We start from the raw sequence: 19,603 nt of genomic DNA, 5'->3' as shown, positions 1-19,603 counted from the left end.
GCGCGTCCGCGGCGCGCCGGGCGGTGCCGGTGGGCCTGCCGGGCGGGGCGGGCACCGGCCGGACGGGCTCGGGTGGTGTCCCGCCGCCCCAGGGTTCTCGACCCAGCGGACGGTCACGGTCGCCTCCGCGGGCCGGTGCCGGCGTCTTCCAGCTGCTGGGCGGCGCGCCCACCCCGCCCAGCAGTCACACCTCCACCTGCTCGCCGGGCAGGCGTGCGGCTGCTGGCCAACGCCAGCATGGAGCTGGGCTGCTACGGCGCCGCCGCCGAACAGTTGCGCGCGGCCTGGGTCTACGCCGAGATCATCGGCCACAATGGACTCAAAGCGTTGCTGCGCGGCACCGAGGCGCTCATCGCGTTCTGGTCGGGCCACCCGCGCGAGGCGGCGAACCTGGCCCGGGCCGGCCGCGAGCACCGGCATCTGCGCGACCCTGGAGACGCCGCCCTACCGGCACTCCCGGGAAGCCCGGGAACTGGCCGAACGGATCCGCACCCACCCCGCTGCTCGGGCCGGAGCCGGGCGGGGCGCTCAGCTGAGCGGGTAGTGGATCAGCTCCGCCCCGCCGGTGGCGTAGTTCGGCACGTCCGCGGACACCGCCTGGCCCGCTTCGGACGCCAGTGCGGCCGCCATCGTCTCGGCCGACTCGAAGTCGGCGTGGAACACGGCGAAGTACCGGGATTCCCCGCGGAGGGCGGCCACGTCGAAGGAGTACTGCGACTGCAGGAGGCCGGGCAGCTTCGCGGCCAGCGGCAGGTGGGTGCGGACGTAGTACTCGCGGAAGTGGGCTTCGTCGGCGGGCGGCGGGTAGAGCACGGTGAGCCGGTGCATCGGGTTCCTTTCGGTGACGATCACGCCCAGCTTGGCACACCGTCCACCGATGGGCGCGGGTATTGCCATTCGCTCGTATCACGGCGCCGCACCTCCTACTCTCACTGGTGTGGACGGCATCGACAGCCTTCGGCACGCCATCAGGACCATTCCCATCCCCGGTGCTCCGCCCCGCCTGTCGCGGCAGGGCGCCGCCGTCGGGCTCGCGCTGCTGGACACCTCCCTGCGGCTCAACCACGTGCGCCGGCTGACCGAGCGGCTGACCGTCGTCGAGCACGGCACGGCCCGGCGCAGCACGGAGGTCGACGTCAGCCTCAAACTCCTCGACGAAGGCCAGCGCCAGGCCGGCGCGCAGCTGCAGGACCTCATCGGCCGCGAACACGGCGAGCGGGCCGCCTCCGGGCCGGCCCGGCAGCGTTCCCTGTGGGTGCCGCTGGCCCGGCTGCCGCGCCGGGATGTCAGCCCCGTGGACGTGTTCGACAGCTCGGGGCAGAAGCTGCCGCGGCTGACCCAGCACGAGGCGTCGCGGCTGGTCGCCGCCGGGCTCTACCGGCTGCTGCGCGGGATACTGGCCGGCGACGAAAACGCCCAGACCGCCAAGCACGAGCTGAACATGTTCCTGTTCCAGGTGCACGAGCCGCGCTGGCTGGTCCAGCAGGCGCTGCTGACGCTGCTCACCGAACGTAACCACCCGGACGAGGAGTTCGCGCTGGCCGGCGCCGACGGCACCGTGCACGGGTACGGGCGGCAGTGCCGGGAGCTGGCGCTGGACATCCTCGACGGCTGTGCCGGGCTGCTGGTCGAGTACGCCTACCTGCTCAACGTCGCGGTCCGCGACTACATGCTGGTGGTGGCCCTGGACGACGCGGCCGAGGAACACCGGCTCAGCTACGAAACCCCGCTGCACGTCGACGCGCGGCAGTCCGCCGCGAAAGAGCAGTGGCGGCGGCTGGCGTCCAGCCGCCGCGGCTACGTCGTGAGCTACGAAACCGTCATCCCGGCGACGCTGAAGTCCTACCACCTGGTCGCCCGGACGGCCCCCGAAGCCGAGATCTCCCGGATGTACCTGTCCACCGACGCCGACCAGCACCAGGTCGACGGCCTGGCCGAAGACCTGGTTTCGCTGGCCGAACGCCAGGACGCCGCGCCGCTGCAGGAAACCGACGGCGGCCGGCACAAGATCCTCGAACTGCAGGCGCAGACCGTGCTGCGCCGGCTGGCGGACCTGCTGCGCCGCCGCAAGTGGGAGGCCGGCCAGTCGGGGGTCGAGTTGTCCCCGCGCAGCATGCCGGCCAGCCACCGGCTCGCCGCCGCGGCCACGACGGGCGAGGCGGTGCGGACGGAGTCGGGCGAGCTGGACAACTCGCTGCGGCGGCACCCGGAGTTCACCGCCGCGAACCTGCGTGCGGCCGCGCGTGAGCTGACCGACCGCGAGTTCGGGCAGGACCTCGTCCTGGTGAACGGCATCGCCGACAACGAGGCGCGGGCGTACTGGCGCCGGTCCGGCGGCCGCGACCCGCGCGGGGACCACGTCCGGGTGCGCGCGACGCTCGTGCTCAAGGACTCCACGAAATCCGGGCCGCTCAACGTGACGTTCTACGCGCTCGCCGTCGCGGCGGTCTCGTTCGTGCTCGGCTGGCTGCTGGTCGGCCGGCCGTGGCCCTACGGCCGGGCCGCCACCGAAAGCCTCGGCCACATCGGCGACGGCCAGTCGGTGATCACCATGCTGCTGCTGTTGCCCGGTTTCCTCTACAGCCGCCTGTCACTGCCCCCGCGCCGCACGGTGCTCGGGTACCTCGGCACGCTGCCGCAGGCGCTGGTCCAGCTGAGCATCGCGGCCGTCGCCGCGTTCGCCGCGGCCGTCGCGACGCAGAGCCGGGGCGAGGTCGTGCAAACCACCCTCACGGTCGCGGTCGGGCTGCCGGTGCTCGCCGCCTTGGTACTGCTCGGCCAGGCGTCGTGGCGCGAATCGGCGATCCCGCTCTCGCGCATCGGGGCGCCGCGGTGGGCGGGCGCCGGGGCGTGGGACCGCCGGCGGCCGCTGGAAGCCGACGTCCGGTTCGACTCGTCCGGGGGGCGGTGAAGGTGCGCGGTCAGCGGATCTCCGTGCGGAACGTGGCCGACCTGGCCCGGGCCGGCTTCGAAATCACCCGGCAGCCGGTGACCGAAGTGGACTTCGAGGTGCACCACGCGATGGCCCGCCACGGCTATCTGCGCGACCTGGTGGCCGCCGACTCCGACAGCGCGGTGTTCCTGGAGACGCTGTGTTCGGCCACCAACGGTGCCGGCGTCGTGATCGGCACCCGCACCCGCCGGCCCCCGGACGGCACGGAACCGGCCGCCCCCGCCGCCGACGGGCCGACGGCCGAACCGCCGCGGCAGCGCGACGGCGGCTGGGTGTTCCACCGGACCACCTCGCCCAACCCGACGTTCATCTACGAGTCCGCGCAGACGTTCGAAGGCCTGATCGCCGTCGACCCGGCGGCGAGCGAGGTGTGCGAGTGGCACGGCCTGGCCGTGCGCGACCTGGTGCGGGAGATCGCCGACGCCGCGGCCTCCCTGGTCGGGGCGCCGCTGCTGTCCCTGCAGTGCCCGGTCCAGCTGCCGACGATCGTGAAGACCCGCAACCACGACCTGCGCACGCGCAAGGAGGTCGCGTCCCCGTGCGCGTCGCTCGCCGTGCGGTTCGCGATCGCGCTGCGGGACGCGTCCGCGGCCGCGCGGTTCGACCTGGCCGACCGGTTCCGCGAGCTGTGCGAGAAGCACGGGTACGGCTTCTGGCTCGCCGACACGCGGCCGGGTCACCGGCAGGGGAACTGGTTCGAGGTCTGCCACGCCGACGGGCAGTTCTCCCCGCTGTACCAGGGCGATCTGCGGTCGCGGCAGCGGATCGGCACGTGCCTGCCGGTGACGTTCGTCGGGCCGGCGCGGATCGGCTCCACGCACGCCATCGTCTCCTTCCTGCAGCGGTACCCGCAGGTGGGGGTGGTGGGCTGCGCGGCAACGACGCTCTCGGACGTCGCGTTCGTGCACCTGCAGCTGGCGATCCACGGCGTGGCCGCCGACCGGCTCGGCCGCATCCTGGGCAAGCTGCTCGGCGAGCCCTCGACCCCGGCCCGGCCGGACAGGCTGCTGCGCGAGCTGTTCAAACGGCTCGGCCTGCCGCCCGATCCCGACGGGCCCGGCACGTCCCCGCAGGACCCGACCGGCGACTACCAGACCTTCACCGGGCCGGCGTTCGCCTACCGCCCCGGCCAGATGCCCGACTCCCTGGCCGTGTGGGTGTCGTGGGAGATCGCCCGCCAGCACCAGGGCCTCGCCGCCCCGCTGGAGTGCCTGTACCGCGCGCTGGACCAGATCGCGCCCGCGGTGCCGGTGGCCGGCGCGCCGGCGGTCTCGACGGCCTCGACCGTCCCGGCGGGTGAGCTGGCCACGGTCGAGTACCTCATCTGCCGCGCCACCGAGCAGTCGGTGCTCCGCGGCAAGGCGAAACTGGCCCTCCCCCGCTCGGTCCTGCGCTGCTTCTCCGCGAGCGGCGGCGAACCGCCCGCGTCCAAGCTCTGCGCGGCGCTGGAGGAGGCGTGGAAGGCCCACGTCGACCGGTCCGGTGTGGACGGTGTCAGCGAGCTGACGGTGGCCTGGCGCGAGTCATGGCTCGGCCACTGGACCTACTCGTGACCTGCCGGGCTGTCAGGACGTCACGGCCAGTCCTTCCGGTTCGCTGCCCACCGGCACCGTCGCGATGACGGCGTTCGTCGCGATGTCGATCACCGACATCGAGCCCGAGGCCGAGTTCGTGACGAAGACGTAGCTGCTGTCGGGGGCCGCGGCCACGCCTTCGGGCTCGTTCTGCACCGGGATCGACAGCGCCGGGCTGCGGCCCAGCACGGACACCGTGCCGGAACCGGCGTTGGCCACGTAGACCTGGCCGCGCGGGGTGACCGCCACCCCCATCGGCACCTGCCCCACCGGCTGCGTCGTCATCAGCGTCGGCCCGGAGGCGCTGATCGCGTTGACGCTGTTCGCGCCGGTCGCCGCCACGTAGACCCGGTCACCCGCCGGGCTGACCGCGACCCCGGCCGGGAAGCGGCCCACCGGCAGCGTGGCCACGACCTGGTTCGAGGCGACGTCGATGACCGACACGGTGGCCGCGCCGTTGTCGGTCACGTACACCCGGCGCCCGTCCGGACTGGCGGCGGGGCTGTGCGGGAACCGGCCGACCGGGATCTCCCCCACGACGGTGTTCGCCGCGGTGTCGATCACGGAAACGGTGTCGGCGCCGAAGTTCGTCACGTAGGCGTGCGAGCCGGCGACCGCGACGCCGAAGGGGTGCAGGCCGACCGGCACCGTGGCCACCGTGGAGTACGTGCGGGCGTCGATCACCGAAACGGTGTCGGAGAGCTCGTTGGTGACGTAGACCCGGTCGCCGCCGGGTGCGGTGCCCACGCCCACCGGCGAGTGTCCCACCCGGACGGTCGCGACCACCTCACGCATCCGGGTGTCGTACACCGTCACGTTGTCCGAACCGCTGTTCGCGACGAACACCTGCACCCGGGAGGGATAGGCGTGCGCCTCCGGGCACACGGACGCGAAAGCCAGCAGCAGCACCGCCAGCACCCGGCCTGCGCGCGGCTTTCCGGCCGGCCGCCGGGCACGCGGAATCGTCGCCGCGCCATTGCCGAATGACATTTCCTTCTCCCCGTCGAGGAGCCAACGTGTCTTGCCCGGAAACGAAGGCCGTTCGGATCTGCTGATCGGACGCCTTCGGGGAAGCCGGTCGGCGAAGCGCTTGTGGCGCGCCGTTTCCCCGGCCCGGCTCACGCTAGCCGACGGGTCGGCGAGCCTGCCACCGGAACAAGATCATGATCGCCTTGACGAGTGAACACTGCGGCGGAGGCGCGGATTGCCGCATAAACCTTTTCGACCCGTCCGGGTGTCACCGAATGGCACGGACGAGATGGTCGGCGTCATTTCGGGAAAAGGTTTCGCGAAAAAAGGGGAAGCCCCAGCCGGCGGTCGGCTGGAGCTCCCCTTTTCTCGCGGTCGTCGCCGTCCGGCGGCGCCGGCTAGCGCTGCAGCGTCAGCAGGCCCGGCCGCCACGGCAGCTGGTCGTACGGTCCGCTGGCGTTGGGCGCTTTGCCCTGGTAGAGCAGCTGCAGGTTGCACGGGTCGACGGTCATGGTCTGGTCCGGGTTGCTGCGGACCAGGTCACCGTGGCTGATGTCGTTGGTCCAGCTCGCGCCGCTGTTGGCCTTGCCCGCGAAGGGGTTGCTTTCGCTGGCGGCCTGCGGCGTCCACGAACCGCTCAGGCTGCTGGCGGTGAACGAGCGGAAGTACCGTCCGTTCGCGCCCATCGCCTCGACGATCATCAGGTACTGGTTCTGGCCCTGGACCTTGTAGACCTGGACCGCCTCGAAGAGGTTGGCCTGGGAGTCGCTCATGACCGTCGTGTAGTTCGAGCCGAAGCTGCCCGGGAAGTTCCCGATCGGCATGCTCGCCCGGTAGATCTTGCCGTTGTCCCCGGCGAAGAACAGGTACATGTTCTGCCCGTCGCCGATCAGGGTCTGGTCGATCGGGCCGGTACCGGAGCCGGAGATGCTGCCGGTGAACAGCGGCTGCGGCGCGGACCACCCGTTGGGGTTGGTCGGGTCGCTCGAGGTGCGGTAGATGAACGGCCAGGCCCCCCACTGGTAGGCCAGCACCCAGATGTTCTTCGGGGCGAAGTAGAACAGCGTGGGCGCCACGGTCGAGGAGTTCATCCCCGTCTGGCCGGCCGAGGCCATGTCGGACCAGTTGGTGAAGGGGGTGAAGGCCATCGAGCCGTAGGTCGATCCCGAGACGTTCGACGCGTAGACCAGGTGCTTGCCGTTGTAGACGACGTTGGTGAAGTCCTTGAGCGACACCCACCCGTTCTTCGGCTGCGCCAGCGCGCCCGTCGACGACCAGTGGTAGGACGACGGGAGCGAGCAGCTGCCGCCCGGGCTCGTCGGGGTCGTCGGCGTGGTGGTCGGCGTGCCGGACAGGCCGGTCCACTGCTGGTTGCTGCCGCCGTTGCACGTCCAGATCTCGACGGCCGTGCCGTTGGCCGTGCCGGCGCCGGTGACGTCCAGGCAGAGGCCGGACTGCACGCCGACGATCGTCCCGTCGGCGTTGACCCGCCACTGCTGGTTGGCCCCGCCGTGGCAGGTCCAGATCTGCACGCGGGTCCCGGCGGTGGTCGCGCTGCCGGGGACGTCCAGGCACTTGCCGCCGAACACCGTCAGCAGGCCCGCGGACGTCGAGGTCCACTGCTGGCCCGCGCCGCCGGAGCAGTCGTAGATCTGCAGGGAGGTGCCGTCGGTCTGACTGGCGTTCGGGACATCCAGGCAGCGACCCGAACCGGTACCCCGCAAGGCGCCGGTGGAGTCGGCTTGCGCGGCGCCGGCGCCCCACAACGCCGTCACCGCGACCGTCGCCGCGGCGGCGAGGACGGCGATCAGGTGCCGGCTTCTGCGGCTGAGACTTCCTCTGTTCATGACGACCTTCTCCCGGTCAGCTACCCGCCGTTGGACGGCCAGATCGGTTCCGCTGTTATCGCTAACATGCGCCGCGCAAGCCTGGACTTCCCGGGAACGGATTGTCAATGCGGCGGCACCGGCCCCGGCGGCGTCGGCACCGGGGCGGGACACCTTGGCTCCTCACGGCACTGCCCGACGTCCACAAAGGACAACGCGGCCGTGAAACTTACACGCCGTCCGGGACTTCGGCACCGGGGAATCCCGGACGGCACCCGGCAAACCGTGGGACTTCGAAAGTTTCGCCGGTCACCACCGTCGACGGCCCGGAAGTGGTCGGGCGCATCGGGCGCGTAGTTGATCGCGTGCCCGTAGCCCCGCAGCGCATACATGACCGGCCGGTCGATCAGCAGCGAGTACGGCGCCACGCACCAACACCCGGCTCTACGGCGGCGTGGCCCGCCAGCCCACCGGCTGACCGCGCCCGCGTCCACCGCAGAACGGCTCACCGCTCGTCCGCGGTCCCCCGCACGCGGTCGCGGAACGCAGCCGGCGTCGTCCCGGTGCGGTGGTTGAAGTACTTCGAGAAGTTCGACGCGTCCTCGAACCCCAGGTCCGCGGCGATCCGGGCCACCGGGTCCGGTCCGTGGGCCAGCAGCCGCTTGGCCTCGAGCACGATCCGCTCGTCGATGAGCTGCTTGGCGCTCAACCCGGTGTTCTCCCGGGCGAGCCGGTTGAGCGTGCGGGTCGAGTAACCGAGCCTGGCCGCGTAGGCCGTGACCTGGTGCCGGCTGCGGAACTCCTTCTCCAGCTCGTCGCGGAACCACACGAACGCCGGGTGCGTCGGCGCGCGGCGGCCACTGCCCTCCGGGACCGCCAGCACCAGCAGCAGCAACGCCGCCGCGAGCGCGCGCGCCAGCGCGGCGTCCCGCAGGCCCGCGACCTGGGCCGAAGCGGTGGCCAGCGCCGCCGTCAGCGCGGCCGCCGCGGGCGTGCCCGCGACCGTGGCCGCCGCCCAGTGGTTGGGGGTCGCCACGCCCGCGGTCCGGATCAGCTCCCACGTGCCCGGATCGATCGCCGACGGCGTGAACAGCAGCACCGGCCCCTCGAGGTCGGCGACGGCACCCCACTGCTGCACCTGCCCGGCCCGCACCCACAGCACATCACCCGGCGCCAGCGGATGACCGGTGAAGTCGACGGTGTGCACCGCGCGGCCCGCCTCGACCACGACCAGCAGGTCGAAGCCCAGCCGCTGCGGGGCGTCGAACTCGCGCGGACCCCCGCGGACCCGCATGCGCGCCACCGACGTCAGCTCGGCCTCCCCGGTCACGCCGGGCGGTGGCTGATACCGAACGGACCGGATCGCCTGTCCCATTTTCACCATCATAGGTCCCGCGACGACCGTGAAAAGCCCCGGTCGGCTTTCTACGCTTCGGTCATGAACGCGAAATCAACCCTCGGGTACCACGTGATCGACGCCGCCGACACCTCGCTCAACAAGACGAGCGTGCTGGTCACCGGCGAAACCGAAGCCGCCGTCGTGGACGCGGCCTTCACCCGCGCCGACGGCCACCGGATCGCCGCCGCCGTCCTCGACTCCGGCAAGCGTCTCACCACCGTGCTGATCACCGCCGGCGACCCCGACTTCTACTTCGGCGCCGAAGTCATCGCCGACGCCTTTCCCGAAGCCGTGTTCCGCGCCCCGGCCGACGTCATCGCGCACATCCGCGAAACCTACGAGCAGAAGCTCACCGCGTGGGCCCACCTCGGCGCCAACCTGCCCACCCGGCTCGTGCCCGTCGAGCCGCTGACCACGCCGTCGATCACCGTCGACGACGTCGCCCTCGAAGTGCGCCGCGGCAGCGCGGCACTCGGCGACCGCGCCTGGTACGTCTTCGAACCCGCCGGCCGCGCCCTGCTCGGCGGGGTACTGCTGTTCCAAGGCCTGCACGTCTGGACCGCCGACACCGCCACCACCGAACAGCGCGCGGAATGGCTCCGCGCCCTCGACGGCCTGGAAGCCCTCGAACCGGCCTTCGTCGTCGCCGGTCACCGGGTCGCCGGCGCACCGACCGACCGGACGGCCATCCGGCACACCGCCGAGTACCTGCGCTTCTTCGAGAAGACGGTCGCCGAAAGCCCCGACGCCGCCGCGGCCGAAGAGCGGCTGCTGGCCGCCTACCCCGACGCCGGGCTGCAGATCGCCGCGTCGCTCGGCACCCAGGTCGCCAAGGGCGAGCTCGCCTGGGGCTGAGGCACGTCGACCGCGTCGGCCTGGCTTCGACCGCGGTGCCATCGCGTTGGTCCGCCCGGACGTCCGCCGTAGAAGCTCGACCCCCCACCCGGGTCGAGCACGGCTCGCTCACTCCTCCGTCAGCACCGCCGCGAGCACCGCCGCCTGGCTGATCGCCGGGGAACCGCTGGCGGTCAGCAGCGTCACCGGGCCGTTGCCCGCCAGCTCCCGCAGGCGCTGCAGGGCCGCCACCCGGTCGGGCTCGCGCAGCTCGGCCCGGTAGCGCTCGGCGAACTCCGGGAACCGCTCCGGATCGTGGCCGTACCAGGTGCGCAGCTCGTCGGACGGGGCCAGGCCGCGGTACCAGCCGTCGAGGACCACCGCCGTGCGGGCCGTGCCGCGCGGCCAGAGGCGTTCGACGAGCACGCGGACGCCGTCGGCGGGCCCGGCCGGGTCGGCCAGGCGCGCCACCCGGACGACCGTCGGCTGCATGGGCGCATTCTGCGTCGAGCCGGGACGAGCCGCCACCGGAGCCGTCACCGGCCGTGACCACCGCGGGGGAGGACGGGCCGCGCGGTGCTACCGCAGCCGGCAGCAGCTGCTCCAGGCAGCGATCCGGCACAAGGGCCACCACGGCGACCGTGGAGGGGCCGCCGTGGTGGTCCTACCCCCAGCTCGTGCCGCCTGTGGAGCGACAGCCGAATCCGCCGGTACCACCGGCGAGCCGAGCCGGCCGCGGGCATCGTCGGGACCGTGCCCCGCGGCCCCGCCAGGATGGCGGACCGGGGCGTGCCCACGCTTGCAGTACGCTTGCACACCCGATCGGGCGTATGGAGGTGACGGGGTGGAGTTCCGCGTCCTCGGCGCCGTCGAGGCGACCGCGGACGGTGCCCCGGTCGACCTCGGTTCCCGCAAGCAGCGCCTGGTCCTCGCCGTCCTGCTGCTCGAGACGCCGCGCCCGGTCACCGTCGAGCACCTCGTCGACCTGCTCTGGCCCGACGATCCCCCGGCCAGCGCGCGCAACACCGTCCAGGTGCTGGTCTCCCGGCTGCGCGCGGTGTTCCGCGCCGCGGGCGGGCCCGAACTCGTCACCGAAGGGCACGGGTACGTCTTGCGTGCCGACCCGGACACGATCGACGCCCACCGCTTCACCGCCCTCACCCGCCGCGCCCGCGCCGCGAGCGACGAGACCGCCGTCGAGCTGTTCGACGAGGCGCTCTCGCTGTGGCGGGGCGACGCCCTCGCCGGCACCGCGTCGGCCGGCGTCGCCGAACCGCTGGTCGCCGGGCTCACCGAGGCTCGCTGGAGCGCGTTGGAAGACCGCATCGACGCGCAGCTGCGGCTCGGCCGGGGCCGTGCCGTGCTCGCCGAGCTGACGGCGCTGGTCGCCGCGCACCCGCTGCGGCAACGGTTCGTCGGCCAGCTCATGCTCGCCCTGCACCGGGAAGGCCGCACCGACGCCGCCCTCGCCGCCTTCCGCGGCCTGCGCGCCCGGCTCGTCACCGAACTCGGCCTCGACCCCGCTCCCGACCTGACCCGCCTGGAGTCCGCGATCCTCGCCGCCGACCCGGCGCTGGAGCCCGCGCCGGACCCGCCGACCGAGCCGGCGCGCCCGGCCCAGCTGCCCCACGACGTCCGCGGTTTCACCGGTCGCGCCGCGGAACTGGCCCGGCTCGACGCCCCGGCGGACCCCGGTCCCGGGGTGGACATCCGCGTGGTCACCGGCACCGCGGGCGTCGGGAAGACCGCGCTCGCCGTCCGCTGGGCCCACCGCGTCCGCGACCGGTTCCCCGACGGCCAGCTCTACCTCGACCTGCGCGGGTTCGATCCCGACCACGAGCCGCTCACCCCGGCCGCCGCGGCCGCGCAGCTGCTGCGCGCGCTGGGCACCGACCCGCGGGCGATCCCGCCGGACCCGGACGGGCGCACGGCGCTCTGGCGCTCGCTGCTGACCGACCGGCGGGTGCTGGTACTGCTGGACAACGCCCGCGACAGCGCCCAGGTGACGCCGCTGCTGCCGCCGTCGGGCACCGTGCTGGTGACCAGCCGCCAGCGGCTCGGCGACCTCATCGCCCGCACCGGCGCGCGGGCGGTGCCGCTGTCCGTGCTGCCCGCCGAGGATTCCCGGCAGCTGCTGGAAACCGTGCTCGGCCCGCCGGCGGTCGCCGCCGAACCCGCGGCGGCGGCGGAGCTCGCGCGGCTGTGCGGGCACCTGCCGCTGGCCCTGCGGCTGGCCGCGGCCAACCTCGGCGCCGGCGAAGTGTCCGGCATCGCCGAGCTGGCCCGGGAACTCGCCGACGGCGACCCCCTCGCCGGGCTGAGCGTCGACGGCGCCGAAGAAAGCGCCGTCACGACGGCGTTCTCCGTGTCCTACCGGGCGCTGCCCGCCGAGCACCGCCTGCTGTTCCGGCGGCTGGCGCTGGTGCCGGGCCAGACGTTCACCGCGCCGGTGGCCGCGCAGCTCGCCGCGGTCCCCGAAGGGCGGGCGAGCCGGCAGCTCAAGGCGCTCGCCGCGGCCAACCTCGTCGAACGGCACCTGCCCGGCCGCTACCGCTTCCACGACCTGCTGCGCAGCTACGCCGGCGGGCGCGCCGCGGCCGACGACCCCGCCGCCGAACGGGACGCGGCCCGGCGCCGGCTGTTCGACCACTACCTCGCGACGGCCGACGCGGCGGGGCGGCTGCTGATCCCGCACTTCCTCCGGCTGCCGCGGCCCGACCCGGAGCAGCCGTTCGAGGGCACCGAGGACGCGCTGGCCTGGCTGGACACGGAGTGGCCGAACCTGGCCGCCGCCGTCGAGAACGCGGCCGGGCACGCGGCCGGGCACGGTCCGCGCGAGTACGCCTGGCACCTCGCCGATGCGCTCCGGGCGTTCTTCCACCACCGCGGCCACCACACGGAGTGGATCGACACGGCCACGACGGCGTTGACGGCCGCCCAGGCCGCCGGTGATCACCGGGCGCAGGCGGCGATGCGGCTGTCCATCGCGCTCGCCGGGGTCAACAGCGGCCGGTACGCCGAAGCCCGCGCCCACCTGACGACGGTGCTGGCGGACGGGCTGGCGGCGGAGTGGCCGGCCGGGCGCGCCGCGGCGCTCAACAACCTCAGCGCCGTGCACCAGCGCCTCGGCGACGCGCACGAGGCGATCGCGTGCGGCCTGGAAGCGTTGCGGCTGTGCGAAGAAGGGGCCCTGCCGGGCATCACGATGGCGCTGGCGAACCTCGGGTTCGCGTGCGGCCAGGTCGGCGACTTCGCCGCCGCGCTCGGCCATTTCGGCCGGGCGCTGGAGATCGCCGAACGCGACGGCGCGCGGTTCGGTGTGGCCGTGCTGCTGGTCGATCTCGGGCACGTCCACCGCGACCTCGGGAACGCCGTCGCGGCGGAGTTCTACGAACGGGCCCTGACGGCCAACCGCGAACTCGGTTACCAGTACGGCGAAGCCGCGGCCCTGTCCGGCCGCGCGGTCATGGAGGCCCGGGCGGGCGACGCCACCCGCGCGCTCACCGACGCGGCCGAAGGGGTGGAGCTGACCCGCCGCATCGGCGACCGCGGCACGGAAGCCTCGGCGCTGGCCGCGCTCGGCGAAGTCTGCCTCCGCCTGGACCGCGCGGCGGACGCGGTCGAGCACCTGGCGGCGGCACTGGACATCGCCCGCGAAACCAGCTTCACGTGGTGCGAGGCCGCGGCGCTGACGGGTCTCGCCGAGGCTGCCCTCGTTCTCGGGGACGGTGACCTGGCCCGCGCCCACGCCGAGGCGGCGGCGAAACTGGCCGGCCCAGCGGGTTACCGGCCGCTCGAAACCCGTATCACCCGCGTCCTCGCCGTGGTGTGACGGTCACTGCCGCGCACCGGACCCGGGCACCCGGACTTTCCCCCGCATACAAGACGAAAGCGGCAGCCACGAGCCGGAACCCGACTCATGGCGGGTTCCGCCTGCCCGGGCCGCAGAGGACGCTTCTCCTGGCTCCCAGGGGCGGAGCCGGGAAAGGACGACCTCCATGAGATCGAGGGTGCTTTCTGCTGCGCTCGCCGTGGCCACCGGCCTGCTGGGCTCAGTCGCCGTCGCCGGGCCGGCCGAGGCCGCCGCGGTGTGCGGTGACCAGATCGTCGGCAACGGCGGGTTCGAAAGCGGGACCGCGCCGTGGACCCAGACCAGCGGCGTCATCTCCGCCGCCACCACGGCGGAACCCGCGCACGGCGGGTCGATGGTCGCCTGGCTGGACGGCTACGGCAGCACGCACACCGACACCCTGTCGCAGTCGCTCACCCTCCCCGCGGGCTGCGCGTCGGCGACGCTCTCGTGGTGGACGCACATCGACACCAAGGAGACCTCGACCGGCACCGCCTACGACAAGCTGGTGGTCCAGGCCGGTTCGGACACCCTCGCCAGCTACTCCAACCTCGACAAGAACACCGGCTACGTCCAACGCACGGTGGACGTCTCCCGCTACCTCGGCCAGACCGTGACGCTGAAGCTCACCGGCACCGAGGATTCGAGCCTGGCCACCAACTTCGTCCTCGACGACTTCTCCCTGTCCACGACCGGGACGAGCAACCCGCAGTCGCCGGTCGTCACCTCGCCGGGCGCGCAGACCGGTGCCGTCGGCCAGGCCGCGTCACTGCAGATCCAGGCGAGCGACCCGCAGGGCGACGCCCTCACCTACAGCGCCACCGGCCTGCCCGCGGGCCTGTCGATCGGCGCGAGCACCGGCAAGATCACCGGCACGCCGACGACCGCGGGCACCTCCTCGGTGACCGTCACGGCGAAGGACCCGGCCGGCAACAGCGGCAGCGCCACCTTCACGTGGACGATCACCGCGGCGCCCGCGGACTCGACGCGCACGCCGGTCAACCCGGCCTACACGGTGAACCTGACGTCGAACACCGCGGGTGACACCTGGACCGGGCACCAGAGCGTCAGCTTCACCAACGGCTCGGCGACCGCGCTGCCCGAGGTGTACCTGCGGCTGTGGGACAACTACCACGGCAGCTGCCCGAGCACGCCGATCACCGTCACGAACGTCACCGGCGGCACGCCGTCCGCGCTGAGCGTCGACTGCACGGCCATGAAGATCACCCTGCCCGCGCCGCTGGCCCAGGGTCAGTCGGCGACCATCGGCTTCGACCTGGGCATCGTCGTGCCCAGCGGCGCCGACCGGTTCGGCCACGACGGCGCGTTCAACATGATCGGCAACGCGCTGCCGGTGCTCGCCGTCCGCGACGGCGCGGGCTGGCACCTGGACCCGTACACGAACAACGGCGAGGCGTTCTACTCGGTGATCAGCGACTTCGACGTCACGCTCGTGCACCCGGCGTCGCTGCTGACCCCGGCCACCGGCACCTCGACCGAGACGACCAGCGGCAGCACGACGACCACGCACGCGGTGGCTTCGAAGGTCCGCGACTTCGCCTGGGCGGCCGGGCCGTTCGCGAAGATCAGCACGACGTCCGGCAAGGGCGTGCGGGTCAACGTCTACTCGGTCAGCGGGATCTCCACCAGCAGCGCCAACCAGATGCTCACCCTGGCCGCCGACGCCATCGACGTCCACTCGGGCCGCTTCGGCGACTACCCGTACGGCGAGGTGGACGTGGTGCTGGACAACAACTTCTGGTTCGGCGGCATGGAGTACCCGGGTTTCGTGATGGACCTCGTCTCGACCACGGCGCTCCCCCACGAGCTGGCGCACCAGTGGTGGTACGGGATCGTGGGTGACGACGAGTACAACTCGCCGTGGCTGGACGAGAGCTTCACCGACTACGCCACCGATCTGTACCGCGGCATCGACGGCAGCGGCTGCGGCATCACGTGGCAGTCGAGTGCGGAGAAGCTGACCAACTCGATGGCCTACTGGGACGCGCATTCGTCCCGGTACTCCACAGTGGTCTACAACTACGGCAAGTGCACGCTGCACGACCTGCGGCGGCTGATCGGCACGACGGCGATGGCGAACCTGCTGAAGTCGTACGCCCAGTCGCACTGGTACGGCGTGTCGACCACGGCGGAGTTCAAGGCCGCGGCCCAGGCGGCGGCCGGCTCGACCGACCTGACGTCGTTCTGGGCCGCGCACCGCGTGGAGGGCTGAAAAACCGGTTGGAGTTCCCCGTCCGCGTCCGCCACTGTGGGGACGTGGACGGGGAACGGCTCTTTTGCGACACAGCTCTGGCCGAGCGCATCGAACGGGCGGAAGCGCAGTTCCTCGCGGCCTGCTGCGACGCGGCCCGGGTGCGGCGCGGAGACGATCCGGGCTTCACCCGTCCGCTCGCCGGGGGTGTCGCGACCTTCGCCGAAGCGGGCTCGCCGTTCAACAAGGTCGCGGGCCTGGGCTTCGCCGGCTTGCCGGACTCCGCGCAGCTCGACGAGGTGGAAGCGGCGTTCGCCGAGGTGCAGGCGCCGGTGCAGGTCGAGCTTTCGCAGTTCGCCGAGCCGTCGATCGGCGCGTTCCTCACCGCTCGCGGCTACCGGCTGGAGTCCTACGAGAACGTGCTGGGGCGGCGGGTCGGGGGCGGCGCGTTCCCCGGTGACGTCCGGCCCTGCCGCGACGACGAGCTGGAGACCTGGCTGTCCGTCGTGGCCGAAGCGTCTCTCGTGGCCGACGAGCAGGGCCTGCCCTCGAACGAGCACTTCCCCCGCGAGCTGCTCGTCAACGCCCTGCGGGACATGGACGGCGTCCGGCGGTACCTCGCGGAACGGGACGGCGAGTTCGCCGGCGGCGCGTGCTTCCGGGTGACCGACGGCATCGCGCAGTTCGCCGGCGCCGCGACCCGGCCGGCCCACCGGCGCCGCGGCGTGCAGACCGCGTTGCTGCAGGCCCGGCTCGCCGCGGCCGCCGAGGCCGGCTGCGACATCGCCGTCGTCACCACGCAGCCCGGGTCGAAGTCGCACCAGAACGCGCAGCGGCAGGGGTTCGATCTGCTCTACGCGCGGGCGATCCTGGTGAAGGGCACCTCGGCGACGAGTTCCTCCGGGGCCGACAGCCGCCAGGCTTCGTAGAGGAGCTCGGCGAGCTCGTCGATGTCGATGCCGTCGAGGTACACGACCACCCAGCCGAAGCCGCCGGCGGTGAACTGGACCTCGAAGACGTCCGGCCGTTCCGAGACGAGCGCCAGTTGCTCGGACACGGTCTGCTTGAGCCCGACGGTCCGGGTCCGCGGCCAGAAGTAGCCGAACCGCGTGCCGCGCACGCTGAACGACGAGTAGTCGCGCGCTTCCGCGCGCTGGACCTCCGCCAGCGTCCCGAGCAGCTGTTCGAGTTCCCGGACCTGCACCGTCACCGTCGTTCCCCCTGCCTTCCGGCGACCACCGTAGCGCGCCGGTACCGTGCGGGACATGAGCGACGTCCGCGAAGCCGTCCTCGACGACGGCCGCGAGGTGGTGGTCAAGCGGGGCCACGCCCCCGGCGCGACGGCGGCCGAGGCGGCGGGCCTGCGCTGGCTGGCCGCGGCCGGCACGGTCCCGGTGCCCGCCGTGCACACCCACGACGAGGACCGGCTGGTCATCGACCGCGTCCCGGCCGGGCGTCCGTCGGCGGCCGCAGCGGAGGGCTTCGGCCGCGGGCTCGCCGGCCTGCACGCCGCGGGCGCCCCGGCGTTCGGCGCGCCACCGCCGGACGGGCCGGCGCAGGCGTGGATCGGCCGGGCGCCCATGGTCAACGTCCCGGCGGCGGACTGGGCGTCCTGGTACGCGGCCGACCGGGTGCTGCCCTACGTCCGGCTGGCGGTGGACGCGGGAACGTTCGGCCCGGCCGAAGCGGCGGTGCTCGAGCGGGCGTGCGCCCGGATTCCGGCCTCGGCCGAGCCGCCGGCGCGGCTGCACGGCGACCTGTGGAACGGCAACGTCCTGTGGGACGGCGACGAGGCCTGGCTGATCGACCCGGCCGCGCACGGCGGGCACCGCGAGACGGACCTGGCGATGTTGCACCTGTTCGGCTGCCCGCACCTCGACCGCGTCCTCGCCGCCTACGACGAGGCGGCTCCCCTGGCGGACGGCCGGCGCGACCGGATCGGGCTGCACCAGCTGTTCCCGCTGCTGGTGCACACCGTCCTGTTCGGACAGTCCTACGCCGGGCAGGCGCTGGCGGCGGCGCGCTCGTTCTAGCAGTGGCCGAGCATGGTCTCCAGCGCCTTCTTCTCGGGGACGGTGATCGTCAGGCCGTAGTTGCGCTTCACGACGATCCAGTCGGTGGCGTAGGTGCACCAGTACGAGACCAGCGGCGGCTTCCAGGCGTCCGGCGCCTTGTCGCTCTTCTGTTCGTTGAGGTTGTCGGTGACCGCCTTCAGCTGCGGGCGGACGAGGTCGTTGGCGAACTGTTCACGCCGCTCGCGCGTCCACGACTTGGCGCCGCTGATCCAGGCCTGCCCGAGCGGCACCACGTGGTCGATGTCCACATCGGACGCCTTGTGCCAGGTCTGGCCGTCGTAGGGGCTGACCCAGGTACCGGACTTCGGAGCGCACTGGGCGTCGGTCTTGACGTCCTTGCCGTCGCGCTTGAGCACCTGTTCGCGGACGTCGCAGTTGGCGTCGACCTTGTCCCAGTGCGGGAACTCGTCCCGGCTGTAGCCGTCCATGGTGCCGCGCACGGCGATCTTCAGCGCGGCCAGCTCGTTCTTCGCCTCGGCGGGCGAGATCGGCGGGGCGGCGGCCGTCCCGGGCGCCTGGGTGGCGGACCCGCCGGCGGCGAGCCCGTCGGGGATCTTGCAGCTGGTGAGGGCGGAACCCGCGAGGACGGCGAGAAGGACAAGCGCTCGGGTGCGCGGCATTCTGAACCCCTTTCACGTCTACCGGGAGGTGCCCAGCCGGCGCGCCCGGGAAACGGTGCAGCGGGCCCAGCTGACGCGAAAGAATCGTTGCAGGTCAGGAGCCGTGGAAGACCTGCCCGACGAACACGGCGGCCACGACGCCCACGGTGACGAGCACGGTGAGGACGAACAGCAGACCCCACGGGACCTGCCGGATCGGCCGCGGCCGCGGGAAGACGGCCGAGGCGGGCCCGCGCGCGGGCGGGATCCACGGGTCTTCGTCCGGAGCGGGCGGCGGTTCCGGGACCACGGGGATGACGGCGGGCAGGTCCGGCACCCGGGAGAGGACGGGCAGCCGCGCCGGGAACCCGTCGGCGATCAGCGCCGCCCGCGGCGGGGCGAGGTGGGCCAGGGAGAGGGCGTAGCAGGCGTCGAGGACGTCGTCGGCCGACCAGACGGTCCGCCACCGGTTGTGCTGGGCGATGATCCGCCGCAGGCCACGCGGATCGGCGAGGACGACCGCGACACCGGGCACCGCGTGCGGCTCCGGCCAGTGCAGGACCGGTGGGCCGAGGCGCTGCGGTGCGGGGGTGGCTTCGGTTTCCGGCGGGGGGATTTCCCGGGCGGGCAGCTCCGGTGCTCGGGCGTGCTCGGGTTCGTGCGGAGTCTCGGACGCCTGCGGGATTTCCCCGCCTCTTCCCCCGCGCGCGGGTATCTCGGGCTCGGTGGTCGGCGCGCCCGGGTGACCTGTCTCCGGCTCATGTGCCCGCACATCCGGCGTCGATCCGGGTTCGCCCGCTGCCGGGGGGACCACCGCCACCAACCCCGTAACGTGCCGGCCGCCCTCGTGCCCGGCCAATGCGCCCTTCGCGGCCGCCACCGCGGCTCCCGTGCGGTCGCCGGGGCCCGGCCACTCCGCCGGGCCCGGTTCGTGCGCCGCGATCACCACCACGCCGCAGCGGGTGAACACCAGTGCGTCCACCGGCCTCGGGCCCAGCCGGGTGGGGAGCGTGATGCCGGCGAGCGCCAGGCCCGTCAGGTGGTCCGGACCGGGCCCCCACGAGCGCAGCAACCCCACCAAATGCTCGGCCGCCGCGGGGAGCGGCCGGTTTTCGCCGGTGCGCTGGAGGGTCACGAGCACGCCGGGCACACCTCCCACGACGAAACGGCGAGCGCTCCTTCGACGGTAGGAGGCAACCCGCCGCGACCCCAGCAGCCGAACGAGTGGTCGATCACCACGGTGTGTAGCCGGGGCGCGCTCGAGCCGCTTCATCAGGGCCCCCGCCCTGGCGATTACTTCGAGTTCTTCGCC

15 protein-coding genes are annotated in these 19,603 nt (G+C 73.1%); 7 read left to right on the top strand and 8 right to left on the bottom strand.

What is annotated here, in order from left to right; genetic code table 11:
• Nucleotides 1–528 precede the first annotated feature (528 nt).
• Entirely contained in the window at nucleotides 529–828 is a 300-nt protein-coding gene (locus ACLJOU_RS10475) for an EthD family reductase (RefSeq protein WP_410565753.1), read from the bottom strand.
• Between the two features lie 109 nt (nucleotides 829–937).
• Between ACLJOU_RS10475 and ACLJOU_RS10470 the strand changes: the two genes are divergently transcribed.
• Both ACLJOU_RS10470 and ACLJOU_RS10465 read left to right on the top strand, forming a co-directional pair.
• Nucleotides 938–2,911, top strand: coding sequence for a hypothetical protein (locus ACLJOU_RS10470; RefSeq protein ID WP_410565750.1), 1,974 nt, complete (start codon nucleotides 938–940; stop codon nucleotides 2,909–2,911).
• Nucleotides 2,912–2,934: 23 nt separating this feature from the next.
• On the top strand, nucleotides 2,935–4,506 hold the full coding sequence (locus ACLJOU_RS10465; protein ID WP_410565747.1) for a hypothetical protein: 1,572 nt from the start codon (nucleotides 2,935–2,937) through the stop codon (nucleotides 4,504–4,506).
• Between the two features lie 12 nt (nucleotides 4,507–4,518).
• Here the strand turns inward: ACLJOU_RS10465 and ACLJOU_RS10460 are convergent, their stop codons facing one another.
• From ACLJOU_RS10460 to ACLJOU_RS10450, 3 genes are all read right to left on the bottom strand, one after another.
• Entirely contained in the window at nucleotides 4,519–5,517 is a 999-nt protein-coding gene (locus ACLJOU_RS10460) for a beta-propeller fold lactonase family protein (RefSeq protein ID WP_410565744.1), read from the bottom strand.
• A 377-nt stretch (nucleotides 5,518–5,894) separates the two neighbouring features.
• On the bottom strand, nucleotides 5,895–7,343 hold the full coding sequence (locus tag ACLJOU_RS10455) for a non-reducing end alpha-L-arabinofuranosidase family hydrolase (protein ID WP_410565741.1): 1,449 nt from the start codon (nucleotides 7,341–7,343) through the stop codon (nucleotides 5,895–5,897).
• Nucleotides 7,344–7,827: 484 nt separating this feature from the next.
• Complete coding sequence (locus tag ACLJOU_RS10450) at nucleotides 7,828–8,697, bottom strand: helix-turn-helix domain-containing protein (protein ID WP_410565738.1); 870 nt, start codon at nucleotides 8,695–8,697, stop codon at nucleotides 7,828–7,830.
• Between the two features lie 63 nt (nucleotides 8,698–8,760).
• On the opposite strand from ACLJOU_RS10450, the gene ACLJOU_RS10445 reads away from it, so the two are divergent.
• Complete coding sequence (locus ACLJOU_RS10445) at nucleotides 8,761–9,576, top strand: MBL fold metallo-hydrolase (protein WP_410565735.1); 816 nt, start codon at nucleotides 8,761–8,763, stop codon at nucleotides 9,574–9,576.
• 108 nt (nucleotides 9,577–9,684) lie between these two features.
• On the opposite strand, the gene ACLJOU_RS10440 is transcribed toward ACLJOU_RS10445, so the two are convergent.
• Nucleotides 9,685–10,047, bottom strand: coding sequence for a DUF488 domain-containing protein (locus ACLJOU_RS10440; protein WP_410565732.1), 363 nt, complete (start codon nucleotides 10,045–10,047; stop codon nucleotides 9,685–9,687).
• Between the two features lie 352 nt (nucleotides 10,048–10,399).
• Here ACLJOU_RS10440 and ACLJOU_RS10435 point away from each other — a divergent pair, with 352 nt between their 5' ends.
• The 3 genes from ACLJOU_RS10435 (at nucleotide 10,400) to ACLJOU_RS10425 (ending at nucleotide 16,546) form a co-directional block, all read left to right on the top strand.
• Nucleotides 10,400–13,387, top strand: a complete 2,988-nt coding sequence (locus ACLJOU_RS10435) for a BTAD domain-containing putative transcriptional regulator (protein ID WP_410565729.1) — start codon at nucleotides 10,400–10,402, stop codon at nucleotides 13,385–13,387.
• A 178-nt stretch (nucleotides 13,388–13,565) separates the two neighbouring features.
• Nucleotides 13,566–15,638, top strand: coding sequence for a putative Ig domain-containing protein (locus ACLJOU_RS10430; RefSeq protein WP_410566688.1), 2,073 nt, complete (start codon nucleotides 13,566–13,568; stop codon nucleotides 15,636–15,638).
• A 44-nt stretch (nucleotides 15,639–15,682) separates the two neighbouring features.
• Nucleotides 15,683–16,546, top strand: a complete 864-nt coding sequence (locus tag ACLJOU_RS10425; protein WP_410565727.1) for a GNAT family N-acetyltransferase — start codon at nucleotides 15,683–15,685, stop codon at nucleotides 16,544–16,546.
• Here the strand turns inward: ACLJOU_RS10425 and ACLJOU_RS10420 are convergent.
• Entirely contained in the window at nucleotides 16,471–16,827 is a 357-nt protein-coding gene (locus tag ACLJOU_RS10420) for an MmcQ/YjbR family DNA-binding protein (protein WP_410565724.1), read from the bottom strand. The two genes, ACLJOU_RS10425 and ACLJOU_RS10420, sit on opposite strands and share 76 nt — an antisense overlap.
• Before the next feature lie 55 nt (nucleotides 16,828–16,882).
• Here ACLJOU_RS10420 and ACLJOU_RS10415 point away from each other — a divergent pair, with 55 nt between their 5' ends.
• Nucleotides 16,883–17,650 (top strand): fructosamine kinase family protein, encoded by a 768-nt coding sequence (locus ACLJOU_RS10415; protein ID WP_410565722.1) that lies wholly within the window; start codon nucleotides 16,883–16,885, stop codon nucleotides 17,648–17,650.
• On the opposite strand, the gene ACLJOU_RS10410 is transcribed toward ACLJOU_RS10415, so the two are convergent.
• Nucleotides 17,647–18,312 (bottom strand): HNH endonuclease family protein, encoded by a 666-nt coding sequence (locus ACLJOU_RS10410; RefSeq protein ID WP_410565719.1) that lies wholly within the window; start codon nucleotides 18,310–18,312, stop codon nucleotides 17,647–17,649. The genes ACLJOU_RS10415 and ACLJOU_RS10410 overlap by 4 nt on opposite strands.
• A gap of 94 nt (nucleotides 18,313–18,406) precedes the next feature.
• Nucleotides 18,407–19,432 (bottom strand): hypothetical protein, encoded by a 1,026-nt coding sequence (locus tag ACLJOU_RS10405; RefSeq protein ID WP_410565716.1) that lies wholly within the window; start codon nucleotides 19,430–19,432, stop codon nucleotides 18,407–18,409.
• Nucleotides 19,433–19,603 lie beyond the last annotated feature (171 nt).

The sequence above is a fragment of the Amycolatopsis sp. cmx-4-61 genome (assembly GCF_046548775.1).
In the GTDB taxonomy this organism is placed as follows: domain Bacteria; phylum Actinomycetota; class Actinomycetes; order Mycobacteriales; family Pseudonocardiaceae; genus Amycolatopsis.
The sequence above is the reverse complement of the archived record's forward strand: the minus strand, read 5'-3'. Positions and strand labels throughout refer to the sequence as shown.